The 21,213-nt window shown below is 56.0% G+C and carries 22 protein-coding genes; 9 read left to right on the forward strand and 13 right to left on the reverse strand.

Going from position 1 to position 21,213, the window contains the following annotated elements:
• Positions 1-84: 84 nt before the first annotated feature.
• Positions 85-1,011: a general secretion pathway protein GspB gene (locus tag G506_RS0105800; RefSeq protein WP_028116038.1), complete on the reverse strand. Its 927-nt coding sequence runs from the start codon at positions 1,009-1,011 to the stop codon at positions 85-87.
• Positions 1,012-2,577 (reverse strand): ExeA family protein, encoded by a 1,566-nt coding sequence (locus tag G506_RS0105805; protein WP_028116039.1) that lies wholly within the window; start codon positions 2,575-2,577, stop codon positions 1,012-1,014.
• A 120-nt stretch (positions 2,578-2,697) separates the two neighbouring features.
• On the opposite strand from G506_RS0105805, the gene G506_RS0105810 reads away from it, so the two are divergent.
• Positions 2,698-3,924 carry a multifunctional CCA addition/repair protein gene (locus G506_RS0105810; RefSeq protein ID WP_028116040.1) on the forward strand — a complete coding sequence of 409 codons (1,227 nt, stop codon included), beginning with the start codon at positions 2,698-2,700 and terminating at the stop codon, positions 3,922-3,924.
• Positions 3,925-3,982: 58 nt separating this feature from the next.
• Here G506_RS0105810 and G506_RS0105815 read toward each other — a convergent pair whose 3' ends face one another.
• From G506_RS0105815 to folB, 3 genes are read right to left on the reverse strand one after another with little or no spacing between them, the layout of a single operon-like run.
• Complete coding sequence (locus tag G506_RS0105815) at positions 3,983-4,777, reverse strand: undecaprenyl-diphosphate phosphatase (protein WP_028116041.1); 795 nt, start codon at positions 4,775-4,777, stop codon at positions 3,983-3,985.
• A 12-nt stretch (positions 4,778-4,789) separates the two neighbouring features.
• Positions 4,790-5,299: a 2-amino-4-hydroxy-6-hydroxymethyldihydropteridine diphosphokinase gene (folK, locus tag G506_RS0105820; RefSeq protein ID WP_028116042.1), complete on the reverse strand. Its 510-nt coding sequence runs from the start codon at positions 5,297-5,299 to the stop codon at positions 4,790-4,792.
• Positions 5,296-5,652 carry a dihydroneopterin aldolase gene (folB, locus tag G506_RS0105825; RefSeq protein ID WP_028116043.1) on the reverse strand — a complete coding sequence of 119 codons (357 nt, stop codon included), beginning with the start codon at positions 5,650-5,652 and terminating at the stop codon, positions 5,296-5,298. The genes folK and folB overlap by 4 nt, the downstream gene beginning before the upstream one ends.
• Positions 5,653-5,849: 197 nt before the next feature.
• Here folB and plsY point away from each other — a divergent pair, with 197 nt between their 5' ends.
• Complete coding sequence (plsY, locus tag G506_RS0105830) at positions 5,850-6,464, forward strand: glycerol-3-phosphate 1-O-acyltransferase PlsY (RefSeq protein ID WP_205619484.1); 615 nt, start codon at positions 5,850-5,852, stop codon at positions 6,462-6,464.
• Here the strand turns inward: plsY and tsaD are convergent.
• Positions 6,461-7,477, reverse strand: coding sequence for a tRNA (adenosine(37)-N6)-threonylcarbamoyltransferase complex transferase subunit TsaD (gene tsaD / locus G506_RS0105835; protein WP_028116045.1), 1,017 nt, complete (start codon positions 7,475-7,477; stop codon positions 6,461-6,463). The two genes, plsY and tsaD, sit on opposite strands and share 4 nt — an antisense overlap.
• Before the next feature lie 187 nt (positions 7,478-7,664).
• Here tsaD and rpsU point away from each other — a divergent pair, with 187 nt between their 5' ends.
• The 4 genes from rpsU (at position 7,665) to rpoD (ending at position 12,276) form a co-directional block, all read left to right on the forward strand.
• Positions 7,665-7,880, forward strand: coding sequence for a 30S ribosomal protein S21 (rpsU, locus tag G506_RS0105840; protein WP_028116046.1), 216 nt, complete (start codon positions 7,665-7,667; stop codon positions 7,878-7,880).
• Between the two features lie 3 nt (positions 7,881-7,883).
• Positions 7,884-8,327: a GatB/YqeY domain-containing protein gene (locus G506_RS0105845; protein WP_028116047.1), complete on the forward strand. Its 444-nt coding sequence runs from the start codon at positions 7,884-7,886 to the stop codon at positions 8,325-8,327.
• Positions 8,328-8,477: 150 nt separating this feature from the next.
• On the forward strand, positions 8,478-10,298 hold the full coding sequence (gene dnaG, locus G506_RS18980) for a DNA primase (RefSeq protein ID WP_035387074.1): 1,821 nt from the start codon (positions 8,478-8,480) through the stop codon (positions 10,296-10,298).
• Between the two features lie 136 nt (positions 10,299-10,434).
• The gene (gene rpoD / locus G506_RS0105855) at positions 10,435-12,276 is read left to right on the forward strand and encodes an RNA polymerase sigma factor RpoD (RefSeq protein ID WP_028116048.1); all 1,842 of its coding nucleotides are present in this window, start codon (positions 10,435-10,437) and stop codon (positions 12,274-12,276) included.
• Positions 12,277-12,540: 264 nt separating this feature from the next.
• On the opposite strand, the gene G506_RS0105860 is transcribed toward rpoD, so the two are convergent.
• On the reverse strand, positions 12,541-13,335 hold the full coding sequence (locus tag G506_RS0105860) for a crotonase/enoyl-CoA hydratase family protein (protein ID WP_028116049.1): 795 nt from the start codon (positions 13,333-13,335) through the stop codon (positions 12,541-12,543).
• 184 nt (positions 13,336-13,519) lie between these two features.
• Here G506_RS0105860 and G506_RS0105865 point away from each other — a divergent pair, with 184 nt between their 5' ends.
• Genes G506_RS0105865 through G506_RS0105875 form a run of 3 tightly spaced genes read left to right on the forward strand, consistent with a single transcriptional unit; the run spans position 13,520 to position 16,015 of the window.
• Positions 13,520-14,497: a response regulator gene (locus G506_RS0105865; RefSeq protein ID WP_028116050.1), complete on the forward strand. Its 978-nt coding sequence runs from the start codon at positions 13,520-13,522 to the stop codon at positions 14,495-14,497.
• Positions 14,498-14,511: 14 nt separating this feature from the next.
• Complete coding sequence (locus tag G506_RS0105870; protein ID WP_240473391.1) at positions 14,512-15,465, forward strand: sensor domain-containing diguanylate cyclase; 954 nt, start codon at positions 14,512-14,514, stop codon at positions 15,463-15,465.
• Between the two features lie 46 nt (positions 15,466-15,511).
• Positions 15,512-16,015 (forward strand): GNAT family N-acetyltransferase, encoded by a 504-nt coding sequence (locus tag G506_RS0105875; protein WP_028116052.1) that lies wholly within the window; start codon positions 15,512-15,514, stop codon positions 16,013-16,015.
• On the opposite strand, the gene G506_RS18985 is transcribed toward G506_RS0105875, so the two are convergent.
• From G506_RS18985 to G506_RS18990, 6 genes are all read right to left on the reverse strand, one after another.
• A complete protein-coding gene (locus G506_RS18985) occupies positions 16,012-16,191 on the reverse strand; it encodes a hypothetical protein (RefSeq protein ID WP_035387076.1) in 180 nt (59 codons plus the stop codon). The genes G506_RS0105875 and G506_RS18985 overlap by 4 nt on opposite strands.
• A gap of 12 nt (positions 16,192-16,203) precedes the next feature.
• Positions 16,204-16,353 carry a hypothetical protein gene (locus G506_RS20880; RefSeq protein WP_156904814.1) on the reverse strand — a complete coding sequence of 50 codons (150 nt, stop codon included), beginning with the start codon at positions 16,351-16,353 and terminating at the stop codon, positions 16,204-16,206.
• 154 nt (positions 16,354-16,507) lie between these two features.
• Positions 16,508-16,876, reverse strand: a complete 369-nt coding sequence (gene rraB / locus G506_RS0105890) for a ribonuclease E inhibitor RraB (RefSeq protein ID WP_240473392.1) — start codon at positions 16,874-16,876, stop codon at positions 16,508-16,510.
• Between the two features lie 15 nt (positions 16,877-16,891).
• Positions 16,892-17,620 (reverse strand): 1-acylglycerol-3-phosphate O-acyltransferase, encoded by a 729-nt coding sequence (locus G506_RS0105895; protein WP_028116054.1) that lies wholly within the window; start codon positions 17,618-17,620, stop codon positions 16,892-16,894.
• A 182-nt stretch (positions 17,621-17,802) separates the two neighbouring features.
• Positions 17,803-20,070, reverse strand: coding sequence for a DNA topoisomerase IV subunit A (parC, locus tag G506_RS0105900; RefSeq protein WP_028116055.1), 2,268 nt, complete (start codon positions 20,068-20,070; stop codon positions 17,803-17,805).
• The gene (locus tag G506_RS18990; protein ID WP_051201941.1) at positions 20,067-21,206 is read right to left on the reverse strand and encodes a PQQ-dependent sugar dehydrogenase; all 1,140 of its coding nucleotides are present in this window, start codon (positions 21,204-21,206) and stop codon (positions 20,067-20,069) included. The genes parC and G506_RS18990 overlap by 4 nt, the downstream gene beginning before the upstream one ends.
• Between the last annotated feature and the right edge of the window lie 7 nt (positions 21,207-21,213).

The following is a 21,213-nucleotide window of genomic DNA, read 5'->3' on the forward strand; positions in this document are numbered from 1 at the left end:
TTGATAACTAATCACTGAAAACTGAAAACTGAAAACTGAAAACTGAAAACTGAAAACTGAAAACTGAAAACTGAAAACTGAAAACTAAATACTACCCAACGCCGGGATCCGGAACGCTTGGTTATCCATCTCGAGGATAATCTCGTTGGGCAGGATCTCTTTCACCGTCAGCCCGGCAGCGGCTTCATCGCCCTCTTGCAGCTCGCGGCCATTGGCCCGCAACCAGCGTTTTTCCGCTTGCGAGGCGTAGACGTGGGCGGTCACCTCCAGATCCGGCAAACGCTTTTGAAATGCCCAAGGCAGCTGACCGAGTTTGGGGATCTGCACCGGCGTTAATGGCTGCTCTGGCAACGGCGCCATCCCAGCTTGTTGCAGGGCATCCTCCAGCGCTTGTTGCAGTGCTGGAGTTAGCTCCGCAGTTGGCTGCTCAGCCTGATTAACATCCGCAGCCTCCACTGCCGCAATCTCTGGCTCGGGTTCGCCAATCACCACCGGCAACGACGGTTCCGCTGCCGGCTGCTCCACACCACCAACATCCAACAGCGCTTGTTCAAACGCCGCCAACAACATCGGATCGGCGATTTCAGCTTGAACTGGCTCGGTCGGTAACAGTTGCACCGCCTCGATCATCGGCTCTGGCGCGGCTGCCAAGGTAGCGGTCATCGACACCGGCGGCGCGGTTAACTCGGGAGCCGGTGTAGGCGCCGTTGGCACAACAATCTCGACCGGATTGATCTCCACTGGCAGCGGCAGCGATACCCGCGCCGCAACCGTAATCGGCCCGGCAGAGGCGGCCACGGTCAGCGGCGCTGCTGGCGCATTAGTCGGCTGCGACTGATAAGCGATGGCCGCTCCAGCGGCCGCACCTAGGATAGCCAGCGCCACCGGCAACAATCGCGGCCACGGCAATGATCGTTGCGCTGGCTGTTGCGGCAACATCACCGCCAGCGCCGGATCGCTGTTGGCTTGACTGCTGCGCTGACGCTGCACCGCATCTAATAACATCGACATTTAGTTGGCCTCCGCGCTAACTGTCAGGGTTGGGCCGTCAGTGCTGGTCAGTAGTTGCAATCGTTCTAGGGTTTGCCGTCCAGCCAGACCATCGGCAGCAAGCCCTTGCTGTTGCTGAAACGCCATTAACGCCCGCTTGAGACCAACATCAAACGAGCTTAACAGCCGCGCATCACGACCTTGCAGCTGCGCCAGTCGGTTCTCTAACCACTGCATCTGCGCCAGCGAGGCACTGGGACTGATCAGCTTGGGCAAACTGCCTTGCGGTTGCCACAACAGGGTAAACCGGCCCTGGTAGTGCTGCACAAACCAGCTGTGCTCTAGCCACAACTGTTGCTCGCCCAACTGCACTAACCAACGATCCCCCTGCTTGCCCAGCAGCGCCAACGTATGCAGTTGACCGTAGTCATCGTCGACGCTGATCACCGCCGGACGATTTAGCTGCAGCAGCTGCTGCCAACTGCCGGAATCGCTTAGGCAAGCCAAACCGAACTGACCGGCGTAACGACAAGGTTCGGAAGCCGGCAGCGGTTGCTGCCATTGGTGAAACAGCACTTGCAACGATTGCAGCTCAGAGCTGGGGTAATCACCGAGATTCACCGTCTTTACCGCCGCGGCGGTATTGCTTGGCGTCGGCGCCAACGGCACGGCGCTTGGCTGCGCCGCCAGTTGTAGGGTCACGCCATAGCCGATGCCGGCCGATAACAGCAAGGCGCTGACGCTGGCAGCGATGGTGCCCCACGGCTTACGCTTCACTGCCGGCAGATCCAACACCTCTGCGGCGGCTTGCTCGATATCTTTGCCATCCAACAGCGGCTTTTGCCGACCATAGCCGCCCATCAGCGCCCGCTCACAGATCAGGTTGATGATCCGCGGCACGCCGCCAGAACACTGATGCAGCGCTTTGATGGCGCAGGCCTTAAACAGCGGCTGCGCTCGCCCCGCCACGTGCAGGCGATGCGCTACGTAAGCCGCCACCTCATCGCGAGTCAGCGGCAACAGGTGATAACGGGCGGTAATCCGCTGTGCCAACTGGCGCAGCTCCTGTCGCCGCAACAGCGCTTGCAACTCTGGCTGACCAATTAAGATCACCTGCAGTAATTTGCGGGTGTCGGTTTCCAGATTGGTCAGCAGTCGCAGTTGTTCCAACACCTCTGCCGCTAGATGCTGCGCCTCATCGATCACCAACAAGCTGCGGCGTCCACGCTGATGGTTGGCCAGCAAAAACTCAGCGATCAGATCGGTCAGTTGCTTTAGGGTTGGCTGCGCTGGCAGTGGGATCTTAAATTGGTCACACACCGTTGCCAGCAGCTCTAATTGAGTCAGCGCCGGATTTAAGATAAACGCCAAGTCAGCATCTTCCGGCAACTGATTAAACAGAGTGCGCGAGACCGTGGTTTTGCCGGTGCCAACTTCGCCGGTCAGCAGCACAAAACCGCCGTTCTCACCCAGACCGTAAGTCAGGTGCGCCAGCGCCTCGCGATGACGATCACTTAGGAACAAAAAGGCCGGATTAGGGGCGATGGAAAAAGGGCTTTCCGTTAGCCCGTAGAATCCTTTATACATCGATGGTCGTAGCTCGAATGGGGTCTGCCGCTAAGGTAAAGGCTGACGCCGGATCAGTCAAAAGGCCAAGGCTGATATACTGCGCAAAAACCTACGCCATCAAGTAACGAGAACCAAAACGTGAAGATCTATCTGGTCGGGGGCGCGGTACGCGACCAACTGCTCGGACTGCCAATCAAAGACCGCGACCATCTGGTGGTCGGCGCCAGTGTCGAACAGATGTTGGCTCAAGGCTACGCCCAAGTGGGCAAAAGCTTTCCGGTGTTTTTGCATCCGCAAACCAAAGCGGAGTACGCCCTCGCCCGCACCGAGCGCAAAGTCGGCCATGGCTACGGCGGTTTTGATTTTGACGCAGCGCCAACGGTAACGCTGGAACAGGATCTGCTTCGACGCGATCTCACCATCAACGCCATCGCCCAAGACGATGCCGGTATCCTGCACGATCCCTACGGTGGCCAAGCTGACCTGCAAGCCCGACTGCTGCGCCACGTATCGCCGGCCTTTGCCGAAGATCCCCTGCGGGTGCTGCGGGTCGCCCGCTTTGCCGCCCGCTTTGCCCATCTTGGCTTTAGCGTTGCCGAAGAGACCATGGCGCTGATGACCGAGCTTAGCCACAGCGGCGAACTTGAGCACCTCAGCGCCGAACGGGTCTGGCAAGAAACCGAACGCGCCCTTGGCGAGCGCGATCCGCAGGTCTACTTTGCGCTGCTGGCCCAGTGCGGTGCCCTTAAGGTATTGATGCCAGAACTGGCGGCACTGGATGGCGTCGAGCAACCGGCGCAGTGGCACGGCGGCTTAGACGCGTTTGAACACACCCTATTGGCGCTGCAACTGTCCGCCAAACAGTGCCAGCCTAATCCAGTGCGTTTTGCGATTCTGCTGCACGATCTGGGCAAAGGCTTAACCCCGCCAGCGCAGTGGCCGCGCCATATCGGCCATGAGCGCGCCGGCATCAAACCGCTTAAGGCGTTGTGTGAACGGCTGCGAGTCAACAACGACTGGCGCGATCTGGCGCTGCAGGTCACCGAACAGCACTTAAACGTCCACCGCGCGCTGGAACTGCGGCCGGAAACGCTGTTGAAGCTGTTCGATAAAGTGGATGCCTGGCGCAAACCCGATCGTTTCGCACTGTTGCTGGAGGCTTGTCGCTTCGATGTGCAGGGACGGCCTAACTGCGCCGATGAGCCCTACCCTGCCCAGCACTATCTGACCGACGCCTTGGCCTGCGCCAACGGGGTCGAGGTTAAACAAATTGTTGCCGCCGGTTTTAAAGGGCCAGAGATCCGCAGCGAGCTGGCTAAGCAGCGACTGACGGCCCTGACCGCCTTCAAGCAAAACTATTTATAAATGAAAAACAAACGGGCGACCATCAGGCCGCCCGTTGTTCAATTCAATGGCTTCAGCTTCAGACGAAGAACGCGAACAGCACCGCGCCCAGCGCTAAGCGATAGATCACAAACGGCAGCATCCCCATCCGGCTAATCGCAGCCAAGAACAACTTGATGCAGACAAAGGCGGACACAAAAGCCAGTACCGTGCCGACTGCCATCGCCAGCCAATCAACGCTGGCGGCTTCAGTAACTAATTCCACGGTTTTAAGGCCACCGGCAGCGACAATAATCGGCACCGACAGCAGGAACGAGAACCGCGCGGCACTGTCACGGGTAAGCCCCAGCAGCAATGCCATGGTGATGGTAATGCCAGAACGCGAGGTGCCGGGGATCAGCGCCAGCGCCTGAGCGATACCGATCAGCAGCGCCATCTTCCAAGTGATATCGACCAAGCCTTTGCGCTCGCTGGCGCTGGCATCGGCGTACCACAGCGCCAAGCCAAACAGGATGGTGGTGGTGGCGATAACCGCCGTCGAGCGCAGCTCGGTGGAGATCAGATCGTTAAACAGCAGACCGGCAATCACCGCCGGTACCGTACCCAGAGCGATAAACCATGCGGTACGACTGTCGTCGTTGTGTTTACCGCTAAAAGAACCGATCCAAGCTAATGCCATGCGGCCAATGTCTTGTCGAAAATAGAGCACCACCGCCGCTAAGGTGCCGACGTGAGTAGCCACATCAAAAGCGGTGCCCTGATCCGGCCAACCAAACATCTGCGCCGGCAAAATCAGGTGAGCCGAACTGGAGATCGGCAAAAATTCCGTGAAGCCCTGCAGCAGTGCCAGCACGATGGTCTGGATCAGATCCACGATGGTTATTCCTTATTGCGATTTATCTGAAGGGGCGGCCCAATCAAACTCAATTGGCCACAGTTTTTGCGATTGCTGGGGAAACGCCTGCCACAACTGCGCCAGCGATTGGCTGCAGTTCGGCAGCACGCCGTCAGGCCACAACTGTTGTAACGGCAGCAGCACAAAGGCGTTATCAAAAATTTCGGGTCTCGGCAGTTCTACCGGCTCGTTGGTGGCCAGGTTGCCATACAGCAGCAGATCGATATCTAAGGTGCGCGGGGCAAACTTCTTGGCACCCAACACTCGGCCATGACGTTGCTCAATCTGCTTAAATAGCGCCACCAATTGGGCAATCGACAGCTCAGTATCGGCTTGAGCGACGAGGTTTAAAAAATTATCGCCTTCAAAACCAACCGCTTCGCTCTCATACACAGTAGAGATCAGCACATGGTCGAGTGCATCCGCCAAGTCATTGAGGCCATTACGGATGTGAGCCTCGGCATCGATATTGGAACCTAAACTGATGAAGATCCGAGTCATACTTGGCTCCGACGAATTTCCACCCCAACCGTGGCAGCATTGGCCACCGCACCGGGTTTGTTGACTCGCACCTGCACCCACGGCGCGTTAAATTGCGTCAGAATCAATGCCGCCGTTTTTTCCGCTACGGTTTCCACCAGTTCGTGCGGGGTGTCTTGCACCAGTGCCGTTACCGCTTTAGAAACGGTGTCGTAGCAGAGCGCGTATTGGTAATCATCGCTGGCCGCCGCTGGACGGTTGTCCCAACCGATGGTCAAGTCAATCAGCAGCTTCTGTCGGATCTGCTTTTCCCAATCAAACACACCAATTACGGCGTGGCACTCCAACCCTTGGATAAAAACGCTGTCACTCATCTGCTCTTCGCCATTGGCATCCCACCAACTCAATCGATTACCGAATCAACGCTGTCGCGCACTAGAAAGACCAGTAATTTTATGCGGTTGGTATAAGATACTGTCATTCATTAGATTGCCGTCTGCTGACAACAACCGTTGTGGGCGTTGGATAATAGCCCAAACACTGCTTAGGAAAAACATTGGACAGCACCCTTCTGCTTGGCCTTGCCACCGTCATCGCCGGATACCTACTGGGATCGATCTCCAGTGCGGTGCTGATCTGTCAGCTGTTCCGGCTGCCAGATCCGCGCTTGCATGGTTCGGGCAATCCCGGTGCCACCAACGTGCTGCGCCTTGGTGGCAAACTGCCGGCCCTGCTGGTGCTAATCAGTGACATTTTGAAAGGCACCATTCCAGTATGGGGCGGTTATTTTCTGGGATTGTCGCCATGGGTGTTGGCGTTGGTTGGGGTGGCGGCAACGTTGGGACACATCTATCCGCTCTATTTCAAAATGCAGGGCGGCAAAGGGGTGGCGACCGCCTTGGGAGCGATTGCACCGATTGGCTGGCAGGTACTGCTGATGCTTGGGGCGACTTGGTTGGCGGTCGCCGCCATCAGTCGTTATTCGTCACTGGCGTCGATTGTCGCCTGCAGCTTAACCCCACTGTACGTCTACCTAGTGCGGCCAGAACACCCGGAATATATCGCCCCAGTGTCACTACTGATTGCGCTGATCCTGTGGCGCCATCGCGCCAACATGGTACGCCTTTATCAAGGCACCGAGCCGAAACTCGGTGCCAAGCGTAACGCCGGTCCAGAAACCGATTAATTGGCGCCCGGAACGGTTAATTGCGACAGTGGCCAGCGCGGGGTGGTTGTTACTGCTAACGACGCATTTTCACCGGCCAACAACCGCTGCATCCCAGCAAAAGCGATCATCGCGCCGTTGTCGGTACAAAACTCTGGCCGTGGGTAGAACACCTCACCTTTGCGCTTCACCATCAACGCTGCCAGTTCCGCCCGCAAATGACGGTTGGCGCTCACCCCACCGGCCACCACCAGTCGGTTAATGCCGGTTTGATCCATTGCTCGGCGGCACTTGATCGCTAAGGTATCCACCACCGCGTCCTCAAAGGCACGAGCAATGTCCGCCAGTGCTTCGGTGCCTTCGGCGGCGATGGTATTGGCGGCGAAGGTTTTCAAGCCCGAGAAGCTGAAGTCCAAGCCGGGACGGTCGCACATCGGCCGTGGGAACTTGTATTTGCCAACCTCGCCTTGCTCAGCCAGTTTCGACAGCAATGGGCCACCCGGGTAATCCAGCCCCATCAGCTTCGCGGTCTTATCGAACGCTTCGCCAGCGGCATCATCAATCGACTCGCCCAACAGCTGGTATTGACCAATGCCATCCACCTGCACCAGTTGGGTATGACCGCCGGACACTAGCAGCGCAATAAATGGGAATTGCGGCGGATTGTCTTCCAGCATCGGCGCCAGCAAATGCCCTTCCATATGGTTAACTGCAATGGCGGGTTTGCCCCACGCAAAGGCCAAGGCACGGCCAGCGCAGGCCCCGACCAACAACGCCCCGACCAAACCCGGGCCGGCGGTGTAGGCTACGCCGTCGATGTCGTCTTTGGTCAGTCCAGCGTCGGCCAGCGCTTGCTGCACCAGCGGCACAATCTTGCGCACGTGATCCCGCGACGCCAACTCTGGAACCACGCCGCCATAATCGGCGTGCAGTTTTACTTGGCTATATAAAGTGTGTGACAGCAGGCCATTGGCATCGTCATAGATGGCAATGCCGGTCTCATCACAGGAGGTCTCAATGCCTAAAATACGCATACTTGTGGTCTCTATCGCGGGAAAAAGTGGCGCAATTTTAACGGGGTCATCGGAACCTCGCCAGTGCTTGTGATGTGGACTTTACAACGACTGGGTTATCGGAGTAGAATTTCGCACCATTTTGAATCGCGGCTGCTCAAAGATTGACCAGCCCGTAGTAACCGAAGATTTTCGAGGTAATAGGCAGATGCCGGTAATTAAAGTTCGTGAAAATGAACCGTTCGACGTAGCACTGCGTCGTTTCAAGCGTTCCTGTGAAAAAGCTGGTGTTCTGGCTGAAGTTCGTCGTCGTGAGCACTACGAAAAGCCAACCACCATCCGCAAGCGCGCTAAAGCTGCTGCTTCTAAGCGTCAAGCTAAGAAGCTGGCTCGCGAAAACGCACGTCGTACTCGCCTGTACTAAGCCATGACTTTAGTCGAGCAACTGAAAGACGCCATGAAGGACGCCATGCGAGCCAAAGATAAGGTTCGCTTGGGCACCATTCGTATGGCTCTGGCTGCGGTTAAGCAGGTAGAAATCGACACTCAGGTTGAACTTGATAACGACGGCGTGATCAAACTGCTGACCAAACTGGTTAAGCAGCGTCGCGACGCCATCAAGCAATATGAGGAAGCCGGTCGCCAAGACTTGGCTGATGCCGAAGCTGCTGAGGTAGTTGTACTGCAGGATTTCCTGCCACAACAACTGTCCGAAGCCGAGCTAGAAGCGTTGATCAGCAAAGCTGTTGCTGACAGCGGTGTTAGCTCGATGAAAGATATGGGCAAAGTGATGGGCCTGCTGCAAAGCCAGGTTCAAGGTCGTGCCGATATGGCGGTTGTCAGCAAGTTGCTGAAAGCCCAACTGTCCTAATCGAACACAACCGTTCACTGCAACAAGCCGTGCCACAAGCACGGCTTGTTTGTTTTTCAGCAGCGCCATTAGCTAACGCCATAAGCATTGCTAAAGTGCTTATCGCCTTAGATAATTTTCCTAGTTATCGCGGTTTTTTCAGAGGGCATCGTGGCAGGTCGTATTACACGAGAATTTATTGATCAGTTGTTGGCTCGGGTCGACATCGTTGAGCTGATTGATGGCCGCGTCAAACTGAAAAAAGCGGGCCGCAACTACCACGCCTGTTGCCCATTCCATAACGAGAAAACGCCCTCGTTCACGGTCGCTCAAGACAAGCAGTTCTATCACTGTTTTGGCTGTGGCGCCCACGGCAACGCCATCGACTTTGTGATGGAATACGACCGCCTCGAATTTCCCGATGCGGTCGAAGAACTCGCCAGCCAAGCCGGCTTAGAGGTGCAACGGGAGCAGTCCACTTACCAAAGCGGTGATACCCCCCGCAGCGCGCCGCCGGTTAACAGCGCTAAGTTCAATGACCATTACCAATTAATGGAGTGGGCGGCCGAATTCTTCCAGCGTTCGTTGGCACAGCACCCTGAGCGCCAGCGGGTGCAAGACTACATTGCCGGTCGCGGCTTAGACCAAGCCACGGTCACCAAGTTTGGCATCGGTTTTGCCCCGCCGGGCTGGGATAACCTGCTAAGCCAGCAGCGTGGCAACCAACGCAACCAGCAACTGCTAAGCGAATGCGGCATGGCGATCGACAAAGACGGCGGCGGCCGTTACGACCGCTTTCGTGACCGCCTAATGTTCCCTATCCGCGATCGCCGTGGTCGGGTTATCGGCTTCGGTGGTCGGGTGATGGGCGATGATACGCCCAAGTATCTGAACTCACCGGAAACGCCAATCTTCCATAAAGGCCATGAGTTGTATGGCCTGTATGAGGTACGCCAAGCTGCCCGCAATCCGGAGCGGGTGCTGGTGGTCGAAGGCTATATGGACGTAGTGGCGCTGGCGCAACACGGCATCGACTATGCGGTCGCGTCACTTGGCACCGCCACCACCGCGGATCATATCCAAGCCCTGATCCGCACCGCCCAAAGCGAAGTGGTCTGCTGCTACGATGGCGATCGCGCTGGCCGTGAAGCCGCATGGCGAGCATTGGAAACCGCCTTACCACTGCTGCGCAGCCAAACTGCGCTAAAGTTTATGTTCCTGCCCGACGGGGAAGATCCCGATACGCTGGTTCGCCACGAGGGCAAAACCGCCTTTGAAGCGCGCATCGGCGAGGCGATGAGCCTATCCGATTACCTGTTTGGGCGGATGGCGCAGCAAACCAACCTCAGTAACGATGAGGGCAAAGCCAACATGGCTCGGCAGGTGACTGAACTCATCAGCCGCGTGAACGACGACAATCTGCGGCAGGTGTTTAGCCAACGACTGGCGCGCGAGCTATCTTGGGACGAACATAAACTGAGCCGATTCTTGCAACAGACCAGCAAGCCGGCACAACATAATTTGCACAAAGCCGCGCAAGGACGGGGTACACCACTGCGTCATGCGATTGCGCTGCTGCTGCATCAACCGCAGTTAGGTCACCACCTAAAACCGCAGACTTCGCTCACCCAGTTAAATCTGCAAGGGGTTGCTCTGCTGCGAGAGATGCTCGAGGTTTGCCGCCCCCAACCGCTGACCACAGCCCAGTTGTTGGAACGGTTTCGCGAACGCCCGGAAGGGCCGCTGTTACGTAAGTTAATGGGCTGGAAATTTACCGTTGAGGAAAACCTCACACAAGAATTCGCTGATTGTCTTAGCTGGCTAAACCAGCGCTTTTTCGAGCAATGCTCCGAGACACTGAATCAAAAAGCCCGCAGCGGTAACATCACCGCTGATGAGATCCGGCAACTGCAGTGGCTCAATCAAAACCTGGCGTCGCTAAAACAATCAGCTAAGGCCGGAGGCAGTAGTGCCGATACTGTCAGTAAATAGCACCACTGCTGGTGCTAACTCACTGACAGCAAAGCGCATCAGCCCCTAGCGGCATAAGCCGAATACCTTTATAATTGGCTATTTGCGCGTCAACGGCCGCTTACCCGAAGTAATTAACCTTAAGTGGATGATATCAATGGATCAAACTCCGCAGTCACAACTTAAGCTCCTGGTCGCCAAAGGCAAAGAGCAGGGCTATCTGACTTACGCCGAGGTGAACGATCACCTGCCTGCCGATATGGTCGATTCCGATCAGATCGAAGATATTATCCAGATGATCAACGACATGGGCATCCAGGTGTTTGAGTCCGCTCCGGACAAAGACGAACTGATGATGTCCGAGGACGCCACCGACGAAGACGCTGCTGAAGCAGCGGCGGCCGCACTGGCCAGCGTTGAGGGTGAACTGGGCCGCACCACCGATCCTGTGCGCATGTACATGCGCGAAATGGGTACTGTGGAACTGCTGACCCGCGAAGGCGAAATCGTCATTGCCAAGCGCATTGAAGATGGCATCAACCAAGTGCAGTGCTCTATCGCAGAGTACCCAGCTGCCATCGGTTACCTGCTGGAACAGTGGGACCGTTACGTTGCCGAAGAGATCCGCCTGTCCGATATCATCTCTGGATTTATCACCGAAGAAGACGAAGCGCCAACCGCGACTCACGTCGGTTCCGAGCTGTCTGATGAAGAGCTGGACGACGAAGACGACGACGGCGATGACGACGATGACGACAGCGAAGGCGGCGACGACGACGCCAACAACGGTCCAGATCCGGAACAAGCCAAAGAGAAGTTTGACGAGCTGCGCGCTCACTACGAACTGACCATGAAGGCGATGGCAGAGCACGGCTCTGACTCGCTGGAAGTGGCGATGATCGTGACCAAACTGTCCGAGCTGTTCAAAGAGTTCCGTCTGGTACCAAAGCAGTTCGACAACCTAGTGAAGAGCATGCGCGACATGATGGATCGCGTCCGTGTGCAAGAGCGTCTAATCATGAAGACCTGTGTCGATCATGCCAAGATGCCGAAGAAAAACTTCATGAAGGTGTTCGCCGGTAACGAAGCCAACTTAGACTGGCTGAACGCCGAGATCGCCGCGGGTAAGTCCTACTCTGAAGGTCTGTCGCAGTTCCAAGACGATCTGGAGCGCAGCGTTCAGAAGCTGCAAGTTATCCAGACTGAGACTGGTCTGTCGATCGGCAAGATCAAAGACATCAACCGTCGCATGTCTATCGGTGAAGCGAAAGCTCGCCGCGCCAAGAAAGAGATGGTTGAGGCCAACCTGCGTCTGGTTATCTCTATCGCCAAAAAGTACACCAACCGTGGTCTGCAGTTCTTGGATCTGATCCAAGAGGGCAACATCGGTCTGATGAAGGCGGTAGATAAGTTTGAATACCGTCGTGGTTACAAGTTCTCGACCTACGCCACTTGGTGGATCCGTCAGGCGATCACTCGTTCCATCGCTGACCAAGCGCGTACCATCCGTATTCCGGTGCACATGATCGAGACCATCAACAAACTGAACCGCATCTCTCGTCAGATGCTGCAGGAGATGGGCCGCGAGCCAACCCCGGAAGAGCTGGCTGAGCGAATGCTGATGCCAGAGGATAAGATCCGTAAGGTGCTGAAGATCGCCAAAGAGCCGATCTCGATGGAAACCCCAATCGGTGACGATGAAGATTCCCATCTGGGCGACTTTATCGAAGACACCACCTTGGCACTGCCAATCGACTCCGCCACCTCTGAAAGCCTGAAAATGGCTACTAACGAGGTTCTGGCCGGTCTGACTGCCCGTGAAGCTAAGGTACTGCGGATGCGCTTCGGTATCGAAATGAACACCGACCACACTCTGGAAGAGGTAGGTAAACAGTTTGACGTGACCCGTGAACGTATCCGTCAGATTGAAGCTAAAGCGCTGCGTAAGCTGCGTCATCCATCTCGTTCCGAGATCCTCAAGAGCTTCCTAGACGAGTAATCGTTTAGCGCTTAAAGAAAAAGCCCAACACGGCAACGTGTTGGGCTTTTTTGTTGGGTTTAAATCGTCTGACTCGGCGTTACTCAACTCACTGGTGCAGTTAGCAGTTAACAGTTAGCAGTTAGCAGTTAGCAGTTAGCAGTTAGCAGGATGAGCGCCCACATCCCAGCAACCACAGGCTCTTGGCTTTTGCTGTTACTACCAACTGAAAACTAAAGACTATCAATCTGACTAAAAAGAACTAATCGCTACCAGCTTTAACCCTTACCAACTCTGCCGTGGCTGATAATCCTTATCCTTGCCCTTGGCACGCGCGGTGGCAATCCGTTGATTTTTACCCAGGATCAACCGCCATTGATGGAAGGTTTCCGCCGCCAACATCATCCCCGATTTCGGCACGCCATGGCGGCGATACAGTTTCTTAGTCGCCGCAATCGCATCTGGCGAGCGCTGCATCAACTTAGCCATCTGACTCTTCGCCAATGCCAGCGGATCGTCGCTAATCTCGGTAATCAGCCGCCATTCTAATGCCTGTTTGGCGTCAATTGGCTCGGCAGACATCGCCAACCACAGCGCATGGTCTTGCGCCATGGTTTCGCGCATACCTAAGTTACCGCCCATGTCCGGTAGCAACCCCCAGCGCCCCTCCATTACCGCAAAACTGCTGTCGGCGGTGGCGTAGCGAAAGTCGGCGCCCAGCGCCATCTGCATCCCCGCGCCCCAACATTTGCCATGCAACACCGCGATCACCGGCACCGGCAGATCGCGCCAGCCAGTGCATACTTGTTGGGCTTTATTGGCCGAACCTGGCCACCACTTCCACATCAGCTTAAACGCTTTACTGCCATCGCTGAGCAATGACTTGATGTCGATGCCGCTGCAAAAATCTTTGCCTTGACCAGTGATAATTACTCCGCGCAGATCGCGCTGTTTTTTAAGCTGCTTCTGCGTGGCGACAATCTCTTGAAACATCGCCAAGTCCATGGCGTTGCGTTTATCCGGTCGTGCCAGCGCCACATAGGCGATGCTATCGATGATTTGGCACTCTACTCGGCTCATGTTGCACTCCTTGCACCCACTTTGACCTAACGGCTGGAGCAATCACTCAAACCGGTTATTTATTGGTCACACTAACAGCCCCTGTGATTTAAGACAACGTATTGAAAATAATATGGAATAAATTATATGAAAGGGGAAAATAACAAAAAATAATGCCGCCACCACATGGCTAAGGGAGCGACCTGTGGCACAAAAAATATTGATTTGCGACGATTCCGCCATGGCGCGCAAACATCTGCAGCGCAATCTGCCTACCGACTGGGAGGTGCAGATCTACTTTGCTGCCAACGGCTTAGAAGCGCTCTCTCAGATTGAGATGAACGCCATTGAGTTACTGTTTCTGGATCTCAATATGCCAGAGCTGGATGGCTATGGGGTGTTGCTGCGACTGCAGCGACAACAACGACCGCCGAAAGTGATCGTCTGCTCCGCCGACATTCAGCCAGAAGCGCTGCGGCGGGCGATGGCATTGGGCGCCCTAGCCTTTTTGAAAAAACCCGCCACTGCCGAACAGATAGCGCAACTGCTGCAGCAACAGCAACTGTATCAGCCAAGTCCAGAAACCCAACCAACGCCGCAACCACGCAAAGCGATCAAGGTCGACTACGACGATGCCCTGCGAGAGATTTGTAACGTTGCCATGGGGCGTGCCGGTGCCAGCATCGCCCAGGTTCTGGGCACCTTTGTCGAGTTACCTATCCCGCACGTACGGCGGCTGACTCGGGGCGAGATGATGATGCTGATTGCGCCGTCGGTAGGCGACAAAGAGCTGCAAGTGATCTCACAGGGATTTATCGGTGCTGGGATCAGCGGCGAAGCCCTATTGATGATGCGCGATGGCAGCTACGCCAGTATGGGCCAGTTGATGGGGATCGCCGACTGTGACTGCCCCAACGCCCAAATCGAAATCCAGATGGATACCGCCAATATTCTATTTGCGTCGTTTCTTACCGGCCTGTCAGAGCAGCTGAATATCGCCTTTGGCCAAAGCCATCCGGTGGTGCTGAATAGTCTTAGCAAAGAACGCTATGACGAACAGACTCTGGCGGTTGAGATCAGCTATCGCTTTGAAGCGCATGAGATCGTTTGTGATCTGCTGCTGTTGTTCCCGCAAGCCAGCCTGCCGCGGCTGGAAAATACCCTGCAATTCCTTGTCGATTAACCAAGAGCACGCCGATGATGGACAACCAACAATTTACTCAACTGCATTGGCTCACCCAGTTACTGCAGGGGATCGAAGTCGGCCTAGTGGTGCTGGATCGCAACTACAAGATCGAACTGTGGAACGGCTTTATGGCGGACCACTCCGGCCTGAGTGATCAACAAGTGCTGGGACAATCGCTGTTTGCCTGCTTTCCAGAGTTACCAGAGCAGTGGCTACTGAACAAACTGGAAACCGCGTTTTTACTGGAAAGTCGCAGCTTCACGGTATGGGAACAGCGACCGTGGGTGTTTCCGTTTGCCAACTCCCGACCGATCACCGGCGGGCTAGCAAAGATGCACCAAAACATGACGATCCAGCCACTGAAGAACAGTCACGGTGAGATCAGCCATGCGGCGATGATCATCTACGACGTCAGCGTTCAAGCGCAGGATCGGATGATGCTGACCCAAGCCAACAGTCAATTAGAGCGGCTAAGCCAACAAGATGGCCTAACCGGGCTGTTAAACCGGCGGCAGTGGCAAACCATGCTGACCCAAGAGTACCTGCGCTGTCAGCGCTACCAACAAAATGCCTGCTTACTGGTGTTGGATATCGACCATTTTAAACAGGTGAACGATCGTTACGGCCACGCCGTTGGTGATGAGGTTCTAAAAGAGTTAGCCGGCTTATTAAGCAGTCAACTTCGGCAGACTGACATCGTCGCCCGCTATGGCGGCGAAGAGTTTGTGGTGATGCTAACCAACACCGACGTTGACCAAGGCAAGCAGATCGCCGAACGCTTGCGCCATGCGGTCAGCAAACTGTTGTTTGCCACCGAGCCGCCGCTTAAGATCACCATCAGTTTGGGGCTGTGTGGCTATCAACACGATCTGGCCAATGAGCAAATCTGGTTTGAAGCCGCCGACCAAGCCTTGTACCAAAGTAAGCGTAATGGTCGCAACCGCTTAACCGTAGCCCGCACCTGAACGCGTTGACATTGTCACCCTACCGGATAGAACCAAAACAATAACTATGCACACCATCCGCGATTATCGAACCAGTGACTGCGCCGCCGTGTTGGCGATCTACAATGACGCCATCTGCCACAGCAGCGCCACTTTTGAAGAGCAACCGCTAAGCCTACCAGTGTTTGCCGAACGCCTCGCCACCATTGCCGCCGAGTTTCCGCTGCTGGTGATTGAACAGGATGGTAAAGTGGCCGGTTACGCATACGGCAACCACTACAAGCCTCGCAGTGCCTACCGCTTTTGCTGTGAAACCACCATCTATATGGCACCGCACGCCCAAGGCAGAGGCCTTGGCCAACCGCTGTATCATCAGCTGATCGAACGGCTAAAGGCGCAAGGGATTGAGCAGCTGCTGGCGATAGTCACCCACCCCAATGAGGCCAGCGCCAGGTTTCACCAACAGATGGGCTTCGAACGGGTCGGCCTGATGACCCGCGTCGGTTTTAAGTTCGAGCGCTGGTACGACGTTGCCATCTATCAACGCTCGCTGGTACCGCAACTGGGTTAAAGGTAGTAACTGCCCCAGCTCTGTGGCGACTCCGGCTTGGCCGCTTGCGACTGCTTACGCAACTGCTGCAACGGCTTGCCCTGGCCACGGCGACGATCAATCAGCGGTTGCCAGCTGATGGCCGACTCAGGCTGGCACTGCCACTGTCGTTGCCGCCGATCGGGTCCCATATACATCACCGTACTCCGCTAGTGCGAGGGCGGCAGCACATCATCGGCGCGCCGACCACGACTCGGCTTACGACGGTCAACCCCGGCATCCTGCCAACGTTCGGCTAGCTCTCGCGGGATCTGCCAACGGCGATCTTTGCCACGGCGCTCGGGACCTTGGTATTTCATCGACGACCTCCAGTATCAATCGCAAACGCTAAGTATAGAAAAGGGCATCCAATCGGATGCCCTTTTCATTTACGCCGCTCAGTGGCAGTTAGCCCACACGAGGTCTGGCTTTGCTGTTACTAACAACTATCGACTGACCACGACCAACTGGCTATTACTGCTCTTCTGGATCGATAAAGTGGGTGCCCCAACCGTCGTACAGCACCTTGTATTTTGCGGCGATGTCGATCAGTTGATCACAATCTTTATCCAGACGTTCAACACTCAGCTCGTGGTCGATGACTGCGCTGAAGCAAAAAGCGATTTCGCCATCGTCCAGTTCGATCTCTTCTGGGTCTTCCACCTCGAAACCGGCTTTGTAAACGTCTACCGCGACTTTCTCTAGCGCGTCGAAGTTCTCTGCCGCAAAGTGGTGCTCGATGCGGTAAGTGGCGTCAGCAACCGAGCCATCTTCCAGCAGCGCTTGCACGATTTCGCGGGTTTCCATCTGCTGCTCTTGTTTCAGCTGCTCTGCGGTCATCATCGCGATTTCTCCGAATTATTTCGCTGCGCTTAATGCGCGCGCTTGTTCATTTAACTGCTCTAGGCGCTCAGCCATCAACTGATGCACCTGCTGCGCCAATTGTCGCACATCTTCCCGGCCTAAGCCCTCAGTGCTGATCGGCTCAAGCGCTTCAACAATGATGGTGCCGTTATCCCAGCGGCCAAGGCTAAGATCTTTCTGACAGGAGGCGATCACTGGCACAATCGGCACACCGGCATTGATGGCGGTGTGAAAGGCACCGGTTTTAAACGGCAATAGCCCTTGGCCCCGAGAGCGGGTACCCTCAGGAAAAATCCATACCGACAACCCTTTTTCGCGGATGCTATTGGTGGTGTTTTCAATAGTGCCGCGGGCTTTCGAGCTGTTTTTCCGGTCGATCAAAATGTTGCCGGTCAACCAGTAGATCAAACCGAAAAACGGGATCCACTTGAGGCTCTTTTTGCCAATGCTGACGGTACCCTTGGGTACCATCGACGACTGGGTAAACAGATCGAAGTTATTCTGGTGATTGCCAACAAACACCACTGGGGTGTCCAGTTGCAGATGCTCGGTGCCGCGCCGCTCCAGTTTCAGGCCTAAGAAGCGACCGGAAGCCGCAAACCAACGGGCAACTAACGCCACGTTATCTTTATGAAACGGGCGGAAAATACAGACCACTAAAGTGGCCAGAAACACCACCAACAACAATAGGACCATCAACAGGCCCCGCAATAGAGTCAGCACTAGCAAGTCTCTTTGGCAAAAAAGGGCGCTCAGTATAGGGCTGGCCATATTCACGAGCAATAGCTTTGGTTAACAGATGTGCGCTGAATTTGTAAGCGTTGGCCGCCGAAGCCACCTGACCTCTGCAGAAAAAGCACAACGCCCAGCACAATGGCTGGGCGCTGGATAACCGTAAGCGGCGGTTAAGGCTCGGTTTGCGGCTGTTCTAGCTCGACCTTGTCGACCCGTTGCAGGCCTCGTGGCAGCTTGTTACCACGGCGACCACGCTCGCCGACGTAGTGGCTAAGATCCTCTGGTCTCAGGGTCAACTTACGCTTACCAGCCCACAGCGTGACTTGAGTGCTGTCGTTAACCACCACCAAGTGCTTAACGTACTCCTCGCGGCTCTTGGAGCGTTCGCTTGGGATGCCGATGATCTTATTGCCCTTGCCTTTGGCCAATACCGGCAACTGCGACAGCGGGAACAGCAGCATTCGCCCTTCGGTGGTCACCGCCAGCAGGCGTTCGCTACCGTCGTTGGCGATCTTCTGCGGTGGCAGAATTTCGGCATTGGTCGGCACGCTTAACAGCGCCTTGCCGGACTTGTTGCGGCTGATCATATCTTTGAACTGACCGATAAAGCCGTAACCGGCGTCAGTGGCCAGCAAGTACATGTCATCGTCGGCGCTCATCAACACGTGCTCAAGGCGGCTGCCCGCCACCAAGTTAAAGCGGCCGGACAGTGGCTCGCCTTGGCTGCGCGCCGATGGCAAGGTGTGCGGCTCGGTGGTATAGGCGCGACCAGAGCTTTCGATAAACACCACCGGCTGGTTCGAGCGACCACGGGCATGCCCCAAGTAGCTGTCACCGGCACGGTACGACAGCGCTTCGGCATCGACGTCGTGGCCTTTAGCGGCGCGCGCCCACGCTTTGTCGGAGATAACCACAGTGATCGCCTCCGCTGGGGTCAACTCTTGCTCGGTCATCGCCTTGGCTTCGCTGCGCTCAACCAAGGGGCTGCGGCGATCGTCGCCGTAAGTTTCAGCGTCACGCAGTAGCTCTTTTTTCACCAGAGTTTTCAGGCGACGCTCCGAGCCCAACAGGGTTTCCAGTTTGTCACGCTCGGCGGCTAATTCGTCCAGTTCGCCGCGGATCTTAATCTCTTCCAGCTTGGCCAACTGGCGCAGTTTGATCTCAAGGATCGCTTCGGCCTGTTTTTCAGACAGAGCAAAGCGTTTAATCAGTTCCGCTTTCGGATCGTCCTCGCTGCGGATGATCTCAATCACCTCATCGATGTTGAGAAACGCCACCAACAGACCTTCAAGGATATGCAGGCGCGCCAGCACTTTGTCTAAGCGGTATTGCAAACGGCGACGGACGGTTTCGGTTCTAAACTGCAACCATTCCGCCAGAATCGATTTCAGATCGCGCACGCCCGGGCGGTTATCCAGCCCCAGCATGTTGAGGTTCACGCGATAGCTCTTTTCCAAATCGGTGGTGGCAAACAGGTGCGCCATCAACTGATCCAGATCGATCCGATTCGAGCGTGGCACAATCACCAGTCGCACTGGGTTTTCGTGATCCGATTCATCGCGCAAGTCCGCCACCATCGGCAGCTTCTTAGCCTGCATCTGGCCGGCGATCTGTTCGATCAGCTTGGCACCAGAAACTTGATGCGGCAGTGCATCCACCACGATCTCGCCATCTTGAACGCTGTAGGTGGCGCGCATCTTCACCGAACCACGACCACTGCGGTAGATCTTCTCGATCTCGCTTTGCGGAGTGATGATCTCAGCTTTGGTTGGGTAATCCGGGCCTTGGACAAACTGCAGCAGCTCGCCCAGTTCCGCCTTCGGGTTATCCAGCAGATGCGCACACGCCTGCGCCACTTCGCGAGCGTTGTGCGGTGGGATGTCGGTGGCCATACCAACGGCAATGCCGGTAACGCCATTAAGCAGAATGTGCGGCAACCGCGCTGGCAGCAGTTTCGGCTCTTTCATGGTGCCATCAAAGTTGGGCCCCCACTCCACCGTGCCTTGGCCAAGCTCCGCCAGCAGCACCTCTGAGAAGCGCGATAACCGTGATTCGGTGTAACGCATCGCCGCGAACGATTTTGGATCGTCCGGCGCGCCCCAGTTACCTTGACCGTCTACCAATGGGTAGCGGTAAGTAAATGGCTGCGCCATCAGCACCATCGCTTCGTAACAGGCGCTGTCGCCGTGCGGGTGGTACTTACCCAGCACGTCACCGACGGTACGGGCAGATTTCTTGTACTTAGCGGTGGCGCTTAAGCCCAGTTCACTCATGGCGTAGACGATGCGGCGCTGCACCGGTTTAAGGCCATCGCCAATGTGCGGCAAGGCGCGATCCATGATCACGTACATGGAGTAGTTGAGGTAAGCCTGCTCGGCAAACTGGCGCAGTGGCTGCTGCTCTACGCCCTCTAAGCTCATATCACTGAGTTCGGTCATGGTGTTCCTTGCGCGGCATCGCCGGCACGTTTAACTAATTCTGGGTTGAAGCTAAGCCGGTAGATCCGGCCGTGATGATCATCAGAGATCAACATACTGCCATCGGCGTGGGGCAAAAATGCCACCGGTCGCGCCAACGGCGTGTCGCCATCGAGCCAGCCATCCACTAAGACTTGATAGCCGCTGTTGGCTGTGCCATCGAAGGTTAATGCGCTGATGCGATAACCGACCTTGCTAGAGCGGTTCCAACTGCCGTGTTCAGCAATCAACAGCGCTCCCTGCCATGGTTTGGGGAACTGCGTGCCCCGATAAAATTCGACCCCCAGCGGCGCCACATGGGCCTGCAACTGGGCGATGGGATCCACCAGCTTGCCGTTAAGCGCGGCGGGGATCTTATAGCTGGCGTCTTCCACTACCCCACCGTGCCAATAGGGATAGCCAAAGTGGCTGCCGTTCACCTCTACCCGATTGATTTCACAAGGCGGCAGATCGTCGCCCATCATGTCGGCGCCGTTGTCGCTAAACACCAACTTACCGTCGCTGTCGAAATCAAAACCGACCGAGTTACGCACCCCTTGGGCCAATAGCTCGCGCTCACCGGACGCTAAATCGATGGCGTAGATGCTGTTGTAAGGCAGCGGCTCATCGCACACATTGCACGGCGCGCCAATCGGCACTATCAAGCGCCCGTCAGGCGCGAAGCGAATAAACTTCCAGCCATGGTGGCGATCGCTGGGCAGATCGTCGTACACCACGGCTGGATCGCTGCCGGGCTTGCTCAGATCAAACCGCAGGATCTGATTAACCGCCGCTACATACAACTGGTTGTCTTTAACTGCTAGGCCACTGGGCATGTTGAGATCGCTGGCCAAGATGGTGACCGTTTCTGGGTGGCCGTTTTGATCGCGATCGTAGACCGCATAAACCTTGCCTTCACGACGACTGCCAACCAATAAAGTACCGTTGGGCCCCCACGCCATCTGCCGCGCATTGGCAACGCCATCGACGTACAGCTCTAAGCTAAAGCCCGGCGGCAAATGCGCTTGAGTTACCGCCTGCGGCAGCTCTTTTGCCACAGCAGTCGCGCTTAAACCTAAGCCAACCGCCACTGCCCACAACGCATTCCATCGCGTCATAACTCAC

Source organism: Ferrimonas senticii DSM 18821 (assembly GCF_000422665.1).
GTDB classification, from domain to species: Bacteria; Pseudomonadota; Gammaproteobacteria; order Enterobacterales; family Shewanellaceae; genus Ferrimonas; species Ferrimonas senticii.